Below are 14,537 nucleotides of genomic sequence, written 5' to 3' on the forward strand. Positions count from 1 at the left end.
CGCGCCGTCTCTTCGCCTGAAAATGAAACCGGTTTCATATCAACAAAAACAAGGACAAACGACCATGCACACGCACCCCGTTTCCATCAGCCTGTCGAGCTTCGGTGCCGATGCCGTGAAGCGCCAGGGCCAGCTCGCCTACCTGCCGCTCTTGGCTGCGTCCGGCGCCAGCCGTGTCGAGTGGCGCGAAGAACTGTTCGAGGCGTGGCCGGATGCCGTCATGCTGGCCACGGCCAGTGCCGAGCAGGGCCTGGAAAGCCTCTATTCGACGCCGCTGGAGCTCTGGCGCGAGGACGGCAGCCTGGAGCCGGAGGTGGCCGGGCGGTTGCGCCTGGCCTGCGCGATCGGGGCCGTGGCGTTGAAAGTCTCGTTGGGCCACTACCGCGACGATTGCGACCTCGAGGCCTTGCGCCCCCTACTGGGGCACAGCGCGGCCCTGTTCGTGGAGAACGACCAGACCGTCCAGGGTGGTCGCCTCGAGCCCCTGTTGCGCTTCTTCCAGCGCGCAGAAGAACAAGGCCTGGCACCCGGGATGACCTTCGACATCGGCAACTGGCACTGGCAGGACGAATCGCCCTTGCAGGCGGCGCAACTGTTGGGGCGCTGGGTGCGCTACGTACATTGCAAGGCCGTGGTGCGTCGTGACGACGGGCGCCTGGTGGCGGTGGCGCCGCAACCTGACGACCTTGCGCAGTGGTGCGAGCTGATGAGCCATTTCGCGCCCGGCGTGCCGCGCGCCATCGAATACCCCCTGGCTGGCGACGACCTGCCAGCCTTGACCCGGCGGCAGGTCGCGCACCTGGCCCAGTTGGGTTCGCAGGTGCGCCATGGCTGAACATGATGTGTTGTGCTTCGGCGAGACCATGGCCATGTTCGTCGCCGAACACTGCGGTGACCTGGCCCAGGTGCAAGGCTTCGGCAAGCGCATCGCCGGTGCCGACAGCAACGTGGCCATCGGCTTGGCACGTCTGGGCCTGCGGGTGAACTGGCTGAGCCGTGTCGGCGACGACTCCCTGGGGGCGTTCGTGCTGGCCAGCCTGCGCCGCGAAGGCCTGGGCTGCGACGCTGTCGAGGTCGACCCCGAGCATCCCACTGGCTTTCAGCTCAAGGCGCGCTGCGACGATGGCAGCGACCCGCAGGTGGAGTATTTCCGCCGTGGCTCGGCGGCCAGTCGCCTGTCGCCGGCAGCGCTGCGTCCTGAACTGTTGCAGGCGCGCCACCTGCACGCCACGGGCATCCCGCCGGCCTTGTCGGCGACCTGCCGCGAGCTGTCCCACCGGCTGCTGGATACCATGCGCGCCAACGGCCGCAGTATTTCCTTCGACCCCAACCTGCGGCCCTCGCTATGGCCGGACCGCCAGACCATGGTGCGCGAGATCAATGCCCTGGCGGTCAAGGCCCACTGGGTACTGCCGGGGCTGGAGGAGGGCCGCCTGCTCACCGGCCGGCAGACCCCGGAGGCCATCGCCGGCTTCTACCTGGAGCACGGCGTGCAATGCGTGGCCATCAAGCTGGGTGCCGAGGGCGCGTATTTTCGCGATGCCCGCGGTGGCGAAGGTGTGGTCGCCCCTCGACCGGTGGCCCAGGTGGTGGACACGGTCGGGGCGGGCGATGCCTTCGCCGTCGGCGTGATCAGCGCCTTGCTCGAGGGCCACGACCTGCGCCGCGCCGTGACGCGAGGCAACTGGTGCGGCAGCCGCGCGGTGCAGTCGCGCGGCGACATGGAAGGCCTGCCGCAGCGCCATGAACTGGACGATTACGAAGGCCGCTGTGGCGGCTGAACCCTGAACCACCGGCCCGGCCGGTACCTGTTGCAACAAAAACAAAAAGCTCAGGAGAAACATCATGCCGATCGAACGACTCGCGCCACGCCGTTGGTGGTACATCATGCCCATTGTCTTCATCACCTACAGCCTGGCCTACCTCGACCGTGCCAACTACGGCTTCGCCGCAGCCTCCGGCATGGCCGACGACCTGCACATCACCCCGGCGTTGTCCTCGTTGCTGGGGGCGCTGTTCTTCCTGGGGTATTTCTTCTTCCAGGTGCCTGGCGCGATCTATGCGCAAAAGCGCAGCGTGAAGAAACTGATCTTCGTCAGCCTGATCCTCTGGGGCGGCCTTGCGACCCTCACCGGCATGGTCCAGGACGTGTACCTGCTGATCGGCATCCGCTTCTTGCTCGGCGTGGTGGAGGCTGCCGTGATGCCAGCCATGCTCATCTACCTGTGCCACTGGTTCACCCGTGCCGAGCGTTCGCGGGCCAATACCTTCCTGATCCTCGGCAATCCCGTGACCATCCTCTGGATGTCGGTGGTCTCCGGCTATCTGGTCAAGCACTTCGACTGGCGCTGGATGTTCATCATCGAGGGCCTGCCGGCGGTGTTCTGGGCCTTCATCTGGTGGCGCCTGGTGGATGACCGCCCGGCCCAGGCCAAGTGGCTCAGCGAAGGCGAGAAGACAGCGCTGCAGGAGGCTCTGGACGCCGAGCAACAAGGTATCGCGCCGGTGAAGAACTACCGCGAGGCCTTCCGCTCGCCCAAGGTGATCGTGCTGTCGCTGCAGTACTTCTGCTGGAGCATCGGGGTCTACGGTTTCGTCCTCTGGCTGCCGTCGATCCTCAAGCACGCGGCCTCCGTGGACATCGTCACCGCCGGCTGGCTGTCGGCGGTGCCGTACCTGGTGGCGGTGCTGGCGATGCTCGGCGTGTCCTGGGCGTCCGACCGCATGCAGAAGCGCAAGCGCTTCGTCTGGCCACCGCTGCTGATCGCCGCCTTGGCCTTTTACGGCTCCTACAGCCTGGGCACCGAGCATTTCTGGTGGTCCTACGCGCTGCTGGTGATCGCCGGCGCCTGCATGTACGCCCCCTATGGCCCGTTCTTCGCCATCGTGCCCGAGGTGTTGCCGAGCAACGTCGCCGGCGGCGCCATGGCGCTGATCAACAGCATGGGCGCGCTGGGCTCGTTCTCCGGCTCCTGGCTGGTCGGCTACCTCAACGGCGTCACCGGTGGCCCCGGGGCTTCCTACCTGTTCATGTGCGGCTCGCTGCTGCTGGCCGTGGCCCTGACCGCCATCCTCAATCCGTCGCACCAGGCGCGTCGCTCCCGCCTGGCGCCCAGCCAATAGGTACCGATCATGAAAAAACGCATCGTCCTCTACAAACGCCTGTCCGATGAGCTCATGCAGCGTCTGCAGGCTCACGCCGAGGTGACCTTGGTCGAGGCCCCGTCTGCCGATGGCCTGGCCCGCCTGCGTGCGGCTCTGCCTGGGGCCCATGGGCTGCTCGGCGCGAGCCTGCGCCTGGACAGCGCGCTGCTGGGCCTGGCGCCGCAGCTTGAAGTGGTCTCCAGTGTGTCGGTGGGGGTGGACAACTACGACATCGACGAACTGGACCGCCGCGGCGTGCTGCTGACCAACACCCCTGACGTGCTCACCGAGACCACCGCCGATACCGGCTTCGCCCTGCTGCTGGCCTGCGCCCGGCGGGTGGTCGAGCTGGACGGCTGGATCCGCGATGGCCACTGGCGTGCTGGCATCGGCCCGGCGCAGTTCGGCTGCGACGTGCACGGCAAGACCCTCGGCATCGTCGGCATGGGGCGCATCGGCGAAGCCCTGGCGCGCCGGGCCCAGGCCGGCTTTGGTATGCAGGTGCTGTATCACACCCGGCGGCCGCGCCCGGAGGTGCAGGCGCGGCATGGGGCTCGTCACCGCAGCCTCGACGCCTTGCTGGCAGAGTCCGATTTCGTCTGCCTGTGCGTGCCCCTTGGCCCAGAGACGGAAAACCTCATCGGCGAGCGGGAACTGGCGCTGATGAAGCCCTCGGCGATCCTGGTGAACATCTCCCGTGGCCGGGTGCTGGACGAGCCGGCGCTGCTGCAGGCCCTGCGCGAGCGGCGCATCCGTGGCGCCGGCCTGGACGTCTTCGTTCGCGAGCCGTTGCCTGCGGACTCGCCGCTGCTGCAACTGGACAACCTGGTGGTGACCCCGCACATCGGCTCGGCCACCCAGGAAACCCGCGAAGCCATGGCCCGTTGCGCGGTGGACAACATGCTCGCCGCGCTGGCCGGCGAGCGGCCGGCGAACCTGGTGAACCCCCAGGCCTGGGAGCGCCGGGCAGGCTGACCGGACGGAGCCTGCACGGGCCCCAGCGTGGCTCGTTGCAGGCTTGCCGAGGCTACCCCCGAAAACAACAACAGCCCCGCACGAACGGAGCGTATGCCTTGTATGACCTGATTGACTTGTTAAAGGAGAGGCTCAAGCCATGCCTAACGACGAACCTGCCTTCGCGCAACCGGCGCGACGCGAGTTCCTGCGCAAATCACTGACCCTCATTCCGGTGGCGACCCTCGCCAGTACCGGCATGGGCGGGGTCGTGCTTGCCGAAACTGCCAAACCCGCATCCCCTGCGGCCCGAGAAAAAGCCCAGGTTCAGGCCCGCGCCTACCAGCCGACTTTCTTCAGCGCTGAAGAATGGGCGTTCATCGTCGCTGCCGTGTCGGTGCTGATTCCGGCCGATGCACTGGGCCCTGGTGCTGCGCAGGCCGGTGTGCCGGAGTTCATCGACCGCCAGCTCAACACCCGCTATGGCAGCGGTGGCCTGTGGTACATGCAGGGGCCGTTCCACCCGGATGCCCCGGCCGAACTGGGCTACCAGCTCAAGCTCAGCCCCCAGGAAATCTATCGCCTGGGTATCCAGGAGACCGATGCCTGGTGCAAGGCGCAGTGGCAAAAGCCCTTCGCCGAGATGCCCCTTGCGCAACAGGAGCAGGCCCTGGAAGCCCTGGACAGTGGCAAGGCGCAGTTCCAGTCGGTACCCGCCGCGACCTTCTTCGCCATGCTCTGGCTCAACACCCGCGAAGGCTTCTTCAGCGACCCTCTGCACGGCGGCAACCAAGGCATGGCCGGCTGGAAACTGGTGGGGTTCCCCGGTGCCCGCGCCGATTTCATGGATTGGGTGGAGCGCGACGAGCGCTATCCCTTCCCGCCGGTATCCATCAGTGGCGAGCGAGGCTGAGCAATGGCCCAGGTGATGAAAAAAGTCGATGCGGTCATCGTCGGGTTCGGCTGGACCGGCGCCATCATGGCCAAGGAGCTGACCGAGGCTGGCCTGCAGGTGGTGGCCCTGGAGCGCGGGCCTGCCCGTGACACCTACCCGGACGGGGTCTATCCGCAGACCATGGACGAGCTGACCTACAACTCGCGCAAGAAGCTGTTCATGGACATCTCCCGCGAGACCGTGACCTTGCGCCACAGCCTGAACGATATCGCCGTACCCTATCGCCAGTTCGGCGCCTTCCTCCCCGGCACGGGGACCGGCGGGGCAGGGCTGCACTGGTCCGGCGTGCACTTTCGGGTCGACCCGATGGAGCTGCGCATGCGCAGCCATTACGAGGAACGCTACGGCAAGGCCTTCATCCCCGAAGGCATGACCATCCAGGACTTTGGCGTCAGCTATGAAGAACTGGAGCCGTACTTCGATTTCGCCGAGAAGGTCTTCGGTACCTCCGGCACCGCCTGGTCGATCAAGGGCCAGGTGGTCGGTCGCGACACAGGCGGCAACCCGTTCTCCCCGGACCGCTCCGATGACTTCCCGCTGCCGGCGCAGAAGAACACCGTTTCGGCCCAGTTGTTCGAAAAGGCCGCCCGCGAGGTCGGCTACCACCCCTACAACCTGCCCTCGGCCAACACCTCCGGCCCCTACACCAACCCCTACGGGGCCCAGATGGGGCCGTGCAACTTCTGTGGCTACTGCAGTGGCTATGCCTGCTACATGTATTCCAAGGCCTCGCCCAACGTGAATATCCTGCCGGCCCTGCGCCAGGCGGAGAACTTCGAGCTGCGCAACAACGCCCATGTGCTGCGGGTGAACCTCAACGTCGAGAAGAACCTGGCCACCGGCGTGACCTACGTCGATGCCCAGGGGCGCGAAGTGGAGCAGCCGGCGGACCTGGTGATCCTCGGCGCGTTCCAGTTCAACAACGTGCGCCTGATGCTGCTCTCGGGTATCGGCAAACCCTACGACCCGGTCCGCAACGAAGGGGTGGTGGGGCGCAACTTCGCCTTCCAGAACCTCTCCACGGTGACGGCATTCTTCGATAAGGACAGCCACCACACCAACCCCTTCATCGGTGCCGGCGGCAATGGCGTGGCGGTGGACGACTTCAATGCCGACAACTTCGACCACGGTCCTCACGGCTTCGTCGGCGGCTCGCCATTCTGGGTCAACCAGGCCGGCACCAAGCCTATCGCCGGTACCAAGACCCCGCCGGGTACGCCCAAGTGGGGCAGTGCCTGGAAGGCCGCGGTGGCCGACAGCTACAGGCACATGCTGTCGATGGACGCCCACGGTGCGCACCAGTCCTACCGCGACAACTACCTGGACCTGGACCCGGTGTACAAGGACGCCTACGGCTTGCCGCTGCTGCGCATGACCTTCGACTGGAAGGACAACGACGTGAAGATGAACCGCTTCATGGTCGAGAAGATGCACAAGATCGCCGAGGCCATGGGGCCCAAGGCGCTCACCGCATCGATGAAGGACCTCGGCGAGCATTTCGATGCCACCACCTACCAGACCACCCACCTCAACGGCGGCGCGATCATGGGCACCGATCCCAAGACCAGCGCCATCAATCGCTACTTGCAGAGCTGGGACGTGCACAACGTGTTCGTACCGGGCGCCTCGGCCTTCCCCCAAGGGCTGGGCTACAACCCCACCGGGCTGGTGGCGGCGCTGACCTACTGGTCGGCACGGGCCATTCGCCAGGTGTACCTGAAGAACCCAGGTCCACTGGTGCAGGCATAGGAGGTCGAGCATGAAACGATTTCTGATCGCCGCCCTGAGCCTGGGCGTCAGTACCCTGTCGTACGCGGCAGACGCCGTCGACCCAGCGCTGGTGAAGCAGGGCGAGTACCTGGCTCGCGCCGGCGACTGCGTGGCCTGCCACACGGCTAAGGGCGGCAAGCCGTTCGCCGGTGGCCTGCCCATGGAGACGCCCATCGGTACGCTGTATTCGACCAACATCACCCCCCACCCGACCGGCATCGGCGACTACCGCTACGAGGACTTCGAGCGCGCCGTGCGCCAGGGCATCGGCAAGAACGGCAGTACCCTGTACCCGGCCATGCCGTATCCCTCCTACGCCCGGGTCAGCGACGACGACATGCGTGCCCTCTACGCCTACTTCATGCACGGCGTGCCGCCGGTGGAACAGGCCAACCAGGACAGCGACATCCCCTGGCCGTTGAGCATGCGCTGGCCGCTGGCGTTCTGGCGCGGGTTGTTCGCCCCCGAGGTCAAGCCGTTCGAGGCCGCTGGCCGCGACCCGGTGCTGGCCCGTGGCGCATACCTGGTCGAGGGCCTGGGGCATTGTGGTGCCTGCCACACGCCCCGGGCGCTGACCATGCAGGAAAAAGCCCTGGACGCCTCTGAGGGCGATGCTTACCTGTCTGGCAGTGCTCCGCTGGAAGGCTGGATCGCCAAGAACCTGCGTGGAGACCACAAGGACGGCCTGGGCAGTTGGAGCGAGGCGCAGATCGTCGACTTCCTCAAGACTGGGCGCAACGAGCGCACCGCGGTGTTCGGCGGTATGAGCGACGTGGTCGAGCACAGCATGCAGTACATGAGCGATGCCGACCTCACCGCCATTGCCCGCTACCTGAAGTCGTTGCCGCCGGTGAACCCGAACGACACGCCGTTCCGGGAGGACCGCCAGGTCGCCGAAGCCTTGTGGAAGGGCGATGACGGCAAGACTGGCGCGGCGCTCTACGTGGACAACTGCGCCGCCTGCCACCGTACGGATGGCAAGGGGTACGCGCGGGTGTTCCCGGCCCTGGCCGGCAACCCGGTCTTGCAGGGCGAGGATGCCACCTCGCTGATCCATATCGTGCTCGAAGGCGGGACCCTGCCGGCTACGGCGACAGCGCCTTCTACCTTCACGATGCCGGGCTTCGCCTGGCGGATGACGGACCAGGAGGTGGCCGATGTGGTCAACTTCATCCGCGGCAGCTGGGGCAACCAGGGCGCGACCGTGACGGCGCGCCAGGTGGCCGGTTTGCGCAAAGGGCCACGGCCTGCGCTGACGGTCGACTCGCTGATCGGCGATACGACAGGGGTGAAGGAGCCCTGACCTGCCAGGGGGCTGCAAGGCAGCCCCCGCTCAAGCACCGCGAAACACCACGCCGATACGCCTGCACTCCCATCGTTCTGCTCATCGCCCTCCCGGCCTGTCACCAGGGGCAAGGCCTGTAGCTGTGTTCGCAAAGCCACGAAACAGGCCGTGCAGGCTATTCTGACAAGCCAGCAGCCCGGACTATGCTTGCCAGCGAGAGGAACGAGCTTGCCACCTGCGGCAAATACGACAACTGCCGGCAGCACCTTGAACAGGGTGCCGTTGCTGGACACGAGGGAGAGCGTCCATGAGCGAGGAGTCCAGGCCGGTACCCGCCGGCTTCAGCGAGCAGCAACTGCACACCTTGTTCGACCTGATCAGCGACGGCATCTGGGATTGGAACGCCAATACCGGTTATGTCTACCGCAACCCCGGCTGGTACGCCATGCTCGGCTACGAGAGCCATTCCATGGCCAACAACGTGCTCACCTGGGAGAGCGTGATCCACCCGGAGGACTATCCACGGGTGATGGCCCACTTCGAGGCATACATCAACCAGCGCAACGAACGCTACCGTATCGAATACCGCTGCCGTTGCCAGGATGGCAGCTATATCTGGATCGAGGACAGCGGCCACATCATCGCCCGCAACGAGGATGGTTCGGTGGCGCGCATGCTCGGCGCCCACCGCAACATCGACGCGGGCAAGCGCCTGGTGATCGAGCTCCAGCAGAAGAACCAGTCCCTGGAGAGCCAGGTGGCCGAACGGACGCGCGAACTGTCCTGGGTGAACCAGCAGTTGCAACGGCAACTGGACGAGAACCGCGAACTGGCCGAGCGCGATGCGCTGACTCGGACGGCCAATCGCTATCGCCTGGAAAAGACCCTGCAGCAGGAATGCGAAAGGGCCCGGCGCTTCCGCCAGTCGCTGGCGTTGATCGTCATGGACGTGGACGACTTCAAGCCGATCAACGACCACTACGGCCATGCCCGTGGCGATGCGGCGCTGCTCGAGGTGGTGGAGCGCATCCGCCAGTGCCTGCGCGACCAGGACCTGCTGGCGCGCTGGGGTGGGGATGAGTTCGTCGTGGTGCTGCCGCAGACAGGTCTGGAGGAGGCGCTGCAGGTGGCGAGGGCGATTCGCCAGGCCATGGAGGCGGTCGAGCCGGTGGGGGATTACCGCCTGACCATGAGCTACGGGGTGGTGCAGTGGCGGGAGGACGAAGACCAGTACTGCCTGCTGGCCCGTGCCGACAAGGCCCTGTACCGGGCCAAGGCGGCTGGCAAGGATACCGTGGGTGAGTAGGGGAGCCGAGGCGGCCACCCGCACATGAAAAAAGACCCGCGGCGCCTGTGGCGCAGCGGGTCAAGTCGGCTGTCGCCGCTTCAGTATCAGATGTGCAGGGCGTGGCCCAGGGCGCGCAAGGCCGCTTCCTGGACGGTCTCACCGAGGGTGGGATGGGCATGGATGGTGCCGGCGACGTCTTCCAGGCGCGCACCCATCTCCAGGGACTGGGCGAAGGCGCAGGACAGCTCCGAGACACCCACTCCCACAGCCTGCCAGCCGAGGATCAAATGGTTGTCACGGCGCGCCACCACCCGCACGAAGCCACTCTTGGACTCCAGCGTCATGGCCCGCCCGTTGGCGGCGAAGGGGAACTGCGCGACGATGCAGTCCAGCCCCTCCTGGCCCGCCTGTTCCGGGCTCTTGCCGACCACTACCAGCTCCGGGTCGGTGAAGCACACCGCAGCGATCGCGGTGGGTTCGAAGCGCCGCGCCTTGCCGGCGATCAGCTCGGCGACCATCTCGCCCTGGGCCATGGCCCGGTGGGCCAGCATCGGTTCGCCGGTCAGGTCGCCGATGGCCCAGACATTGCGCATGCTGGTCTGGCAGCGCGCATCCACGGCCACGGCCGGGCCGTTCATCTTCAGGTCCAGGCACTCCAGGTTGAAGCCCTGGGTACGCGGCCGGCGGCCGACCGCCACCAGCACCTGGTCGGCCTCCAGGCGCAGTTGCCCGCCCTGGCCATCGCTGGCCAGCAGGCAACCCTCGTCGTAGCCTTCGACGCTGTGCCCCAGGTGCAGGGCGATGCCTAGTTTCTTCAGCGACTCGGCCACCGGTTGGGTGAGTTCGGCGTCATAGGTCGGCAGGATGCGCTCGCGCGCCTCCACCACGCTGACCTGGGCTCCCAGCTTGCGGTAGGCGATGCCTAGCTCCAGGCCGATGTAGCCGCCACCGACCACCACCAGGTGCCGGGGCAGGGCCTTCGGCGCCAGCGCCTCGGTCGAGGAGATCACCGGGCCGCCCAGGGGCAGCATGGGCAGCTCCACGCTATTGGAGCCTGTGGCCAGCAGCAGGTGCTTGCACTGGATGTGCTGGCCATCGACTTCCACGCGCTTGCCATCGATGATCTTCGCCCAACCATGGATCACCTTGACCCCATGCTTCTTCAGCAGGGCGGCGACGCCACTGGTCAGGCGGTCGACGATGCCGTCCTTCCATTCGACGCTGCGGCTGATGTCCAGGCGTGGCGAAGACACGCTGATGCCCAGGGCGGACTGCTCATTGTGCTGGCAGGCCTGGTGGAACTGCTCGGCGACATGGATCAATGCCTTGGACGGGATACAGCCGATGTTCAGGCAGGTGCCGCCCAGGGCCTGGCCTTCGACCAGCACGGTGGGGATGCCCAGTTGTCCGGCGCGGATGGCGGCCACGTAGCCGCCGGGGCCGCCGCCGATGATCAGCAGGGTGGTATCGAGGATCTGTTGCATGCTCACTCCACGAACAGGCAGGCGGGCTGTTCCAGCAGGCCGCGCACGGCCTGAATGAACAGGGCTGCATCCATGCCATCGACCACGCGGTGGTCGAAGGAACTGGACAGGTTCATCATCTTGCGCACGACGATCTGGCCGTCGATCACCATGGGCCGCTCGACGATGCGGTTGACGCCGACGATGGCCACTTCCGGGGTGTTGACCACCGGCGTGCTGGCGATACCGCCAAGGGCCCCGAGGCTGGTCAGGGTGATGGTCGAGCCGGACAGTTCCTCGCGGCTGGCCTTGTTGCTACGGGCGGCATGGGCCAGGCGGGCGATCTCGCTGGCATTGCTCCACAGGCTGCCCGCCTCGGCATGGCGCAGTACCGGCACCATCAGGCCGTTGTCGCCCTGGGTGGCGATCCCCACGTGCACCGCGCCATGGCGGGTGATGACCTGGGCCTCGTCGTCGTAGGTGGCGTTGATCTGCGGGAAGTCACGCAGTGCCACGACCATCGCACGCACCAGGAACGGCAGCAGGGTCAGCTTGCCACGGCTGTCGCCATGCTTCTGGTTGAGCTGCTGGCGCAGGGCCTCGAGGGCGGTGACGTCGATTTCCTCGACATAGCTGAAATGAGCGACACGGCGCTTGGCATCCTGCATGCGCTGGGCGATCTTGCGGCGCAGGCCGATCACCGGCACCTGTTCACTGTCGGTGCGCTTGGCGTAGCCGCCCGGCGCCTGGCCGGCGCTGGTCTGCGGCTTGCGCATGAAGGCATCGAGGTCTTCGTGCAGGATGCGCCCGGCGGGGCCGCTGCCATGCACGTAGCGCAGCTCGATACCGGCATCCAGCGCGCGCTTGCGCACGGCAGGGGAGGCCAGCGGTTTCTCGTGGGCCTGGCGTGGCACGATGGGCGCGGCGGGCGCGCTGGCGTGTGCGACGGGCGCCTGGGCCTCGACATGCGGCGCGGGCTCGGCCGGGGGCGGCGCGGCCTCGGCTGCCAGCGGCCTGGCCTGAGGCTCGTCGACATGGTTGCCGCTGCCTTCGACCTCGATGCGGATCAGCTCGCTGCCCACCGCCATGACTTCACCCGGCTGGCCGCCCAGGGACAGCACCTTGCCGCTGACTGGCGAGGGGATTTCCACGGTGGCCTTGTCGGTCATGACATCGGCCACCACCTGGTCCTCGGCGATCATGTCGCCGACCTTGACGAACCACTCCACCAACTCGACCTGCGCGATGCCTTCGCCAATGTCCGGCATCTTGATGACGTGCGTGCCCATTCAGACCTCCATGACCCGTTTCAATGCCGCGCCTACCCGCGAAGGGCCGGGGAAGTAGGCCCATTCCTGTGCGTGGGGGTAGGGGGTGTCCCAGCCGGTGACGCGCTCGATCGGCGCCTCGAGGTGATGGAAGCAATGCTCCTGGACCAGCGCCACCAGTTCGGCGCCGAAGCCGCAGGTACGGGTGGCCTCGTGGACCACCACGCAGCGGCCGGTCTTCTTCACCGACTCGACGATGGTCTCCAGGTCCAGCGGCCAGAGGCTGCGCAGGTCGATGACCTCGGCGTCGACGCCGGTCTCCTCGGCAGCCGCCTGGGCCACGTAGACCGTGGTGCCGTAGGTCAGCACGGTGACGTCGTTGCCCGGGCGGGCGATCGCCGCCTTGTCCAGGGGCACGCTGTAGTAGCCATCCGGCACGGCGCTGTGCGGGTGCTTGGCCCAAGGCGTCACCGGGCGCTCGTGGTGGCCGTCGAAGGGGCCGTTGTACAGGCGCTTGGGCTCGAGGAAGATCACCGGGTCGTCGCATTCGATCGAGGCGATCAGCAGGCCCTTGGCGTCATAGGGGTTGGACGGCATCACCGTGCGCAGGCCGCAGACCTGGGTGAACATCGCCTCCGGGCTCTGGCTGTGGGTCTGGCCGCCGTAGATGCCGCCGCCGCAGGGCATGCGCAGGGTCAGCGGGGCGATGAACTCGCCGGCCGACCGGTAGCGCAGGCGCGCCAGCTCCGAGACGATCTGGTCGGAGGCCGGGTAGAAGTAGTCGGCGAACTGGATCTCCACCACCGGGCGCAGGCCGTAGGCGCCCATGCCCACGGCGGTCCCGACGATGCCGCTCTCGGAGATCGGCGCGTCGAACACCCGCGACTTGCCGTACTTGTTTTGCAGGCCTTCGGTGCAACGGAACACGCCGCCGAAGTAACCGACGTCCTGGCCGTAGATCACCACATTGTCGTCGCGCTCGAGCATGACATCCATGGCCGAGCGCAGGGCCTGGATCATGGTCATGGTGGTGGTGGACATGGCGGTTTCCAGATGGATGCTGTTGTTGTGGTCGTTCATCTCAGACCCCCAGTTCCTGGCGCTGGCGGCGCAGGTGTTCGGGCATCTCCTTGTACACGTCCTCGAACATCGAGGCGGCACTGGGGATATGGCCATTGCTCAGGGTGCCGTACTGCTCGGCTTCCTTCTGGGCCTTGAGGACCTCGGCCTCGAGCTCGGCGGTGACCGCCTGGTGCTCTTGCTCGGACCAGTGGCCGATGGCGATCAGGTGCTGTTTCAGGCGAGCGATCGGGTCGCCCAGCGGGAAGTGGCTCCAGTCGTCGGCCGGGCGGTACTTGGACGGGTCGTCCGACGTCGAGTGCGGGCCGGCGCGGTAGGTCACCCATTCGATCAGGCTCGGGCCCAGGCCGCGGCGGGCGCGCTCGGCAGCCCAGCGCGAGGCGGCGTACACCGCGAGGAAGTCGTTGCCATCGACCCGCAGCGAGGCGATGCCGCAGCCGACGCCACGGCCGGCGAAGGTGGTCGCTTCGCCACCCGCGATGGCCTGGAAGGTGGAGATGGCCCACTGGTTGTTGACCACGTTGAGGATCACCGGGGCGCGGTAGACGTGGGCGAAGGTCAGGGCGGTGTGGAAGTCGGACTCGGCGGTGGCGCCATCGCCGATCCAGGCCGAGGCGATCTTGGTATCGCCCTTGATCGCCGAGGCCATGGCCCAGCCGACCGCCTGGACGAACTGGGTCGCCAGGTTGCCGCTGATGGTGAAGAAGCCGGCTTCGCGCACCGAATACATGATCGGCAGCTGGCGGCCCTTGAGCGGATCGCGCTCGTTGGACAGCAACTGGCAGATCATCTCCACCAGCGACACGTCGCGGGCCATCAGGATGCTCTGCTGGCGGTAGGTGGGGAAGCACATGTCGGTGCGGTTCAGCGCCAGGGCCTGGGCGCTGCCGATGGCCTCCTCGCCCAGGCTCTGCATGTAGAAGGACATCTTCTTCTGGCGCTGGGCGACGACCATGCGGTTGTCGAAGATCCGCGTCTTGAGCATGGCACGCATGCCTTGGCGCAGGATTTGCGGGTCGATGCCTTCGGCCCATGGGCCCAGGGCATTGCCCTGCTCGTCGAGCACGCGGACCAGGCTGGAGGAGAGGTCTGCGGTGTCGGCGGGTTCGACATCGATGGGCGGTTTACGGACTTGCCCTGCGTCGTTCAGGCGCAGGTAGGAGAAATCGGTCTGGCAGCCTGGCCGGCCGGTAGGCTCGGGCACATGCAAACGCAGGGGGGCGTACTCGTTCATGCTTTTTACGCTCGCTCGGATGTTGTTTTTGTGAGCTTTGAAGCGGCCGCCGCTGGATACCGGCTTGTGACCGGTAGGTCAGCGTTAAATACAATC

Annotated in this window: 12 protein-coding genes; 8 read left to right on the forward strand and 4 right to left on the reverse strand. The window is 66.6% G+C overall.

Annotated elements, in window-relative coordinates:
- Nucleotides 1–64 precede the first annotated feature (64 nt).
- From ABFA30_RS09970 to ABFA30_RS10005, 8 genes are all read left to right on the forward strand, one after another.
- Nucleotides 65–835, forward strand: coding sequence for a sugar phosphate isomerase/epimerase family protein (locus ABFA30_RS09970; protein WP_225789345.1), 771 nt, complete (start codon nt 65–67; stop codon nt 833–835).
- Nucleotides 828–1,781, forward strand: a complete 954-nt coding sequence (locus ABFA30_RS09975; RefSeq protein WP_225789344.1) for a sugar kinase — start codon at nt 828–830, stop codon at nt 1,779–1,781. The genes ABFA30_RS09970 and ABFA30_RS09975 overlap by 8 nt, the downstream gene beginning before the upstream one ends.
- 64 nt (nt 1,782–1,845) lie before the next feature.
- A complete protein-coding gene (locus tag ABFA30_RS09980) occupies nt 1,846–3,123 on the forward strand; it encodes an MFS transporter (RefSeq protein ID WP_225789343.1) in 1,278 nt (425 codons plus the stop codon).
- A 9-nt stretch (nt 3,124–3,132) separates the two neighbouring features.
- A complete protein-coding gene (locus ABFA30_RS09985) occupies nt 3,133–4,119 on the forward strand; it encodes a 2-hydroxyacid dehydrogenase (RefSeq protein WP_410045381.1) in 987 nt (328 codons plus the stop codon).
- 139 nt (nt 4,120–4,258) lie between these two features.
- A complete protein-coding gene (locus tag ABFA30_RS09990; protein WP_368816031.1) occupies nt 4,259–5,011 on the forward strand; it encodes a gluconate 2-dehydrogenase subunit 3 family protein in 753 nt (250 codons plus the stop codon).
- 3 nt (nt 5,012–5,014) lie between these two features.
- Nucleotides 5,015–6,802 carry a GMC family oxidoreductase gene (locus ABFA30_RS09995; protein WP_410045382.1) on the forward strand — a complete coding sequence of 596 codons (1,788 nt, stop codon included), beginning with the start codon at nt 5,015–5,017 and terminating at the stop codon, nt 6,800–6,802.
- Between the two features lie 10 nt (nt 6,803–6,812).
- Nucleotides 6,813–8,126, forward strand: a complete 1,314-nt coding sequence (locus ABFA30_RS10000) for a c-type cytochrome (RefSeq protein WP_368816030.1) — start codon at nt 6,813–6,815, stop codon at nt 8,124–8,126.
- Nucleotides 8,127–8,415: 289 nt separating this feature from the next.
- Nucleotides 8,416–9,414 (forward strand): diguanylate cyclase domain-containing protein, encoded by a 999-nt coding sequence (locus tag ABFA30_RS10005; RefSeq protein WP_225789338.1) that lies wholly within the window; start codon nt 8,416–8,418, stop codon nt 9,412–9,414.
- An 86-nt stretch (nt 9,415–9,500) separates the two neighbouring features.
- On the opposite strand, the gene lpdA is transcribed toward ABFA30_RS10005, so the two are convergent.
- From lpdA to ABFA30_RS10025, 4 genes are read right to left on the reverse strand one after another with little or no spacing between them, the layout of a single operon-like run.
- On the reverse strand, nt 9,501–10,880 hold the full coding sequence (lpdA, locus tag ABFA30_RS10010; RefSeq protein ID WP_410045383.1) for a dihydrolipoyl dehydrogenase: 1,380 nt from the start codon (nt 10,878–10,880) through the stop codon (nt 9,501–9,503).
- Nucleotides 10,881–10,882: 2 nt separating this feature from the next.
- Nucleotides 10,883–12,148, reverse strand: a complete 1,266-nt coding sequence (locus ABFA30_RS10015; protein WP_368816028.1) for a dihydrolipoamide acetyltransferase family protein — start codon at nt 12,146–12,148, stop codon at nt 10,883–10,885.
- Nucleotides 12,149–13,207, reverse strand: a complete 1,059-nt coding sequence (locus ABFA30_RS10020) for an alpha-ketoacid dehydrogenase subunit beta (RefSeq protein WP_225789335.1) — start codon at nt 13,205–13,207, stop codon at nt 12,149–12,151. It abuts the gene before it with no gap.
- Nucleotide 13,208: 1 nt separating this feature from the next.
- Entirely contained in the window at nt 13,209–14,441 is a 1,233-nt protein-coding gene (locus ABFA30_RS10025; RefSeq protein WP_225789334.1) for a 3-methyl-2-oxobutanoate dehydrogenase (2-methylpropanoyl-transferring) subunit alpha, read from the reverse strand.
- Nucleotides 14,442–14,537: the final 96 nt, after the last annotated feature.

The organism is Pseudomonas sp. HLMP (assembly GCF_046365545.1).
Lineage (GTDB): Bacteria > Pseudomonadota > Gammaproteobacteria > Pseudomonadales > Pseudomonadaceae > Aquipseudomonas > Aquipseudomonas guariconensis_B.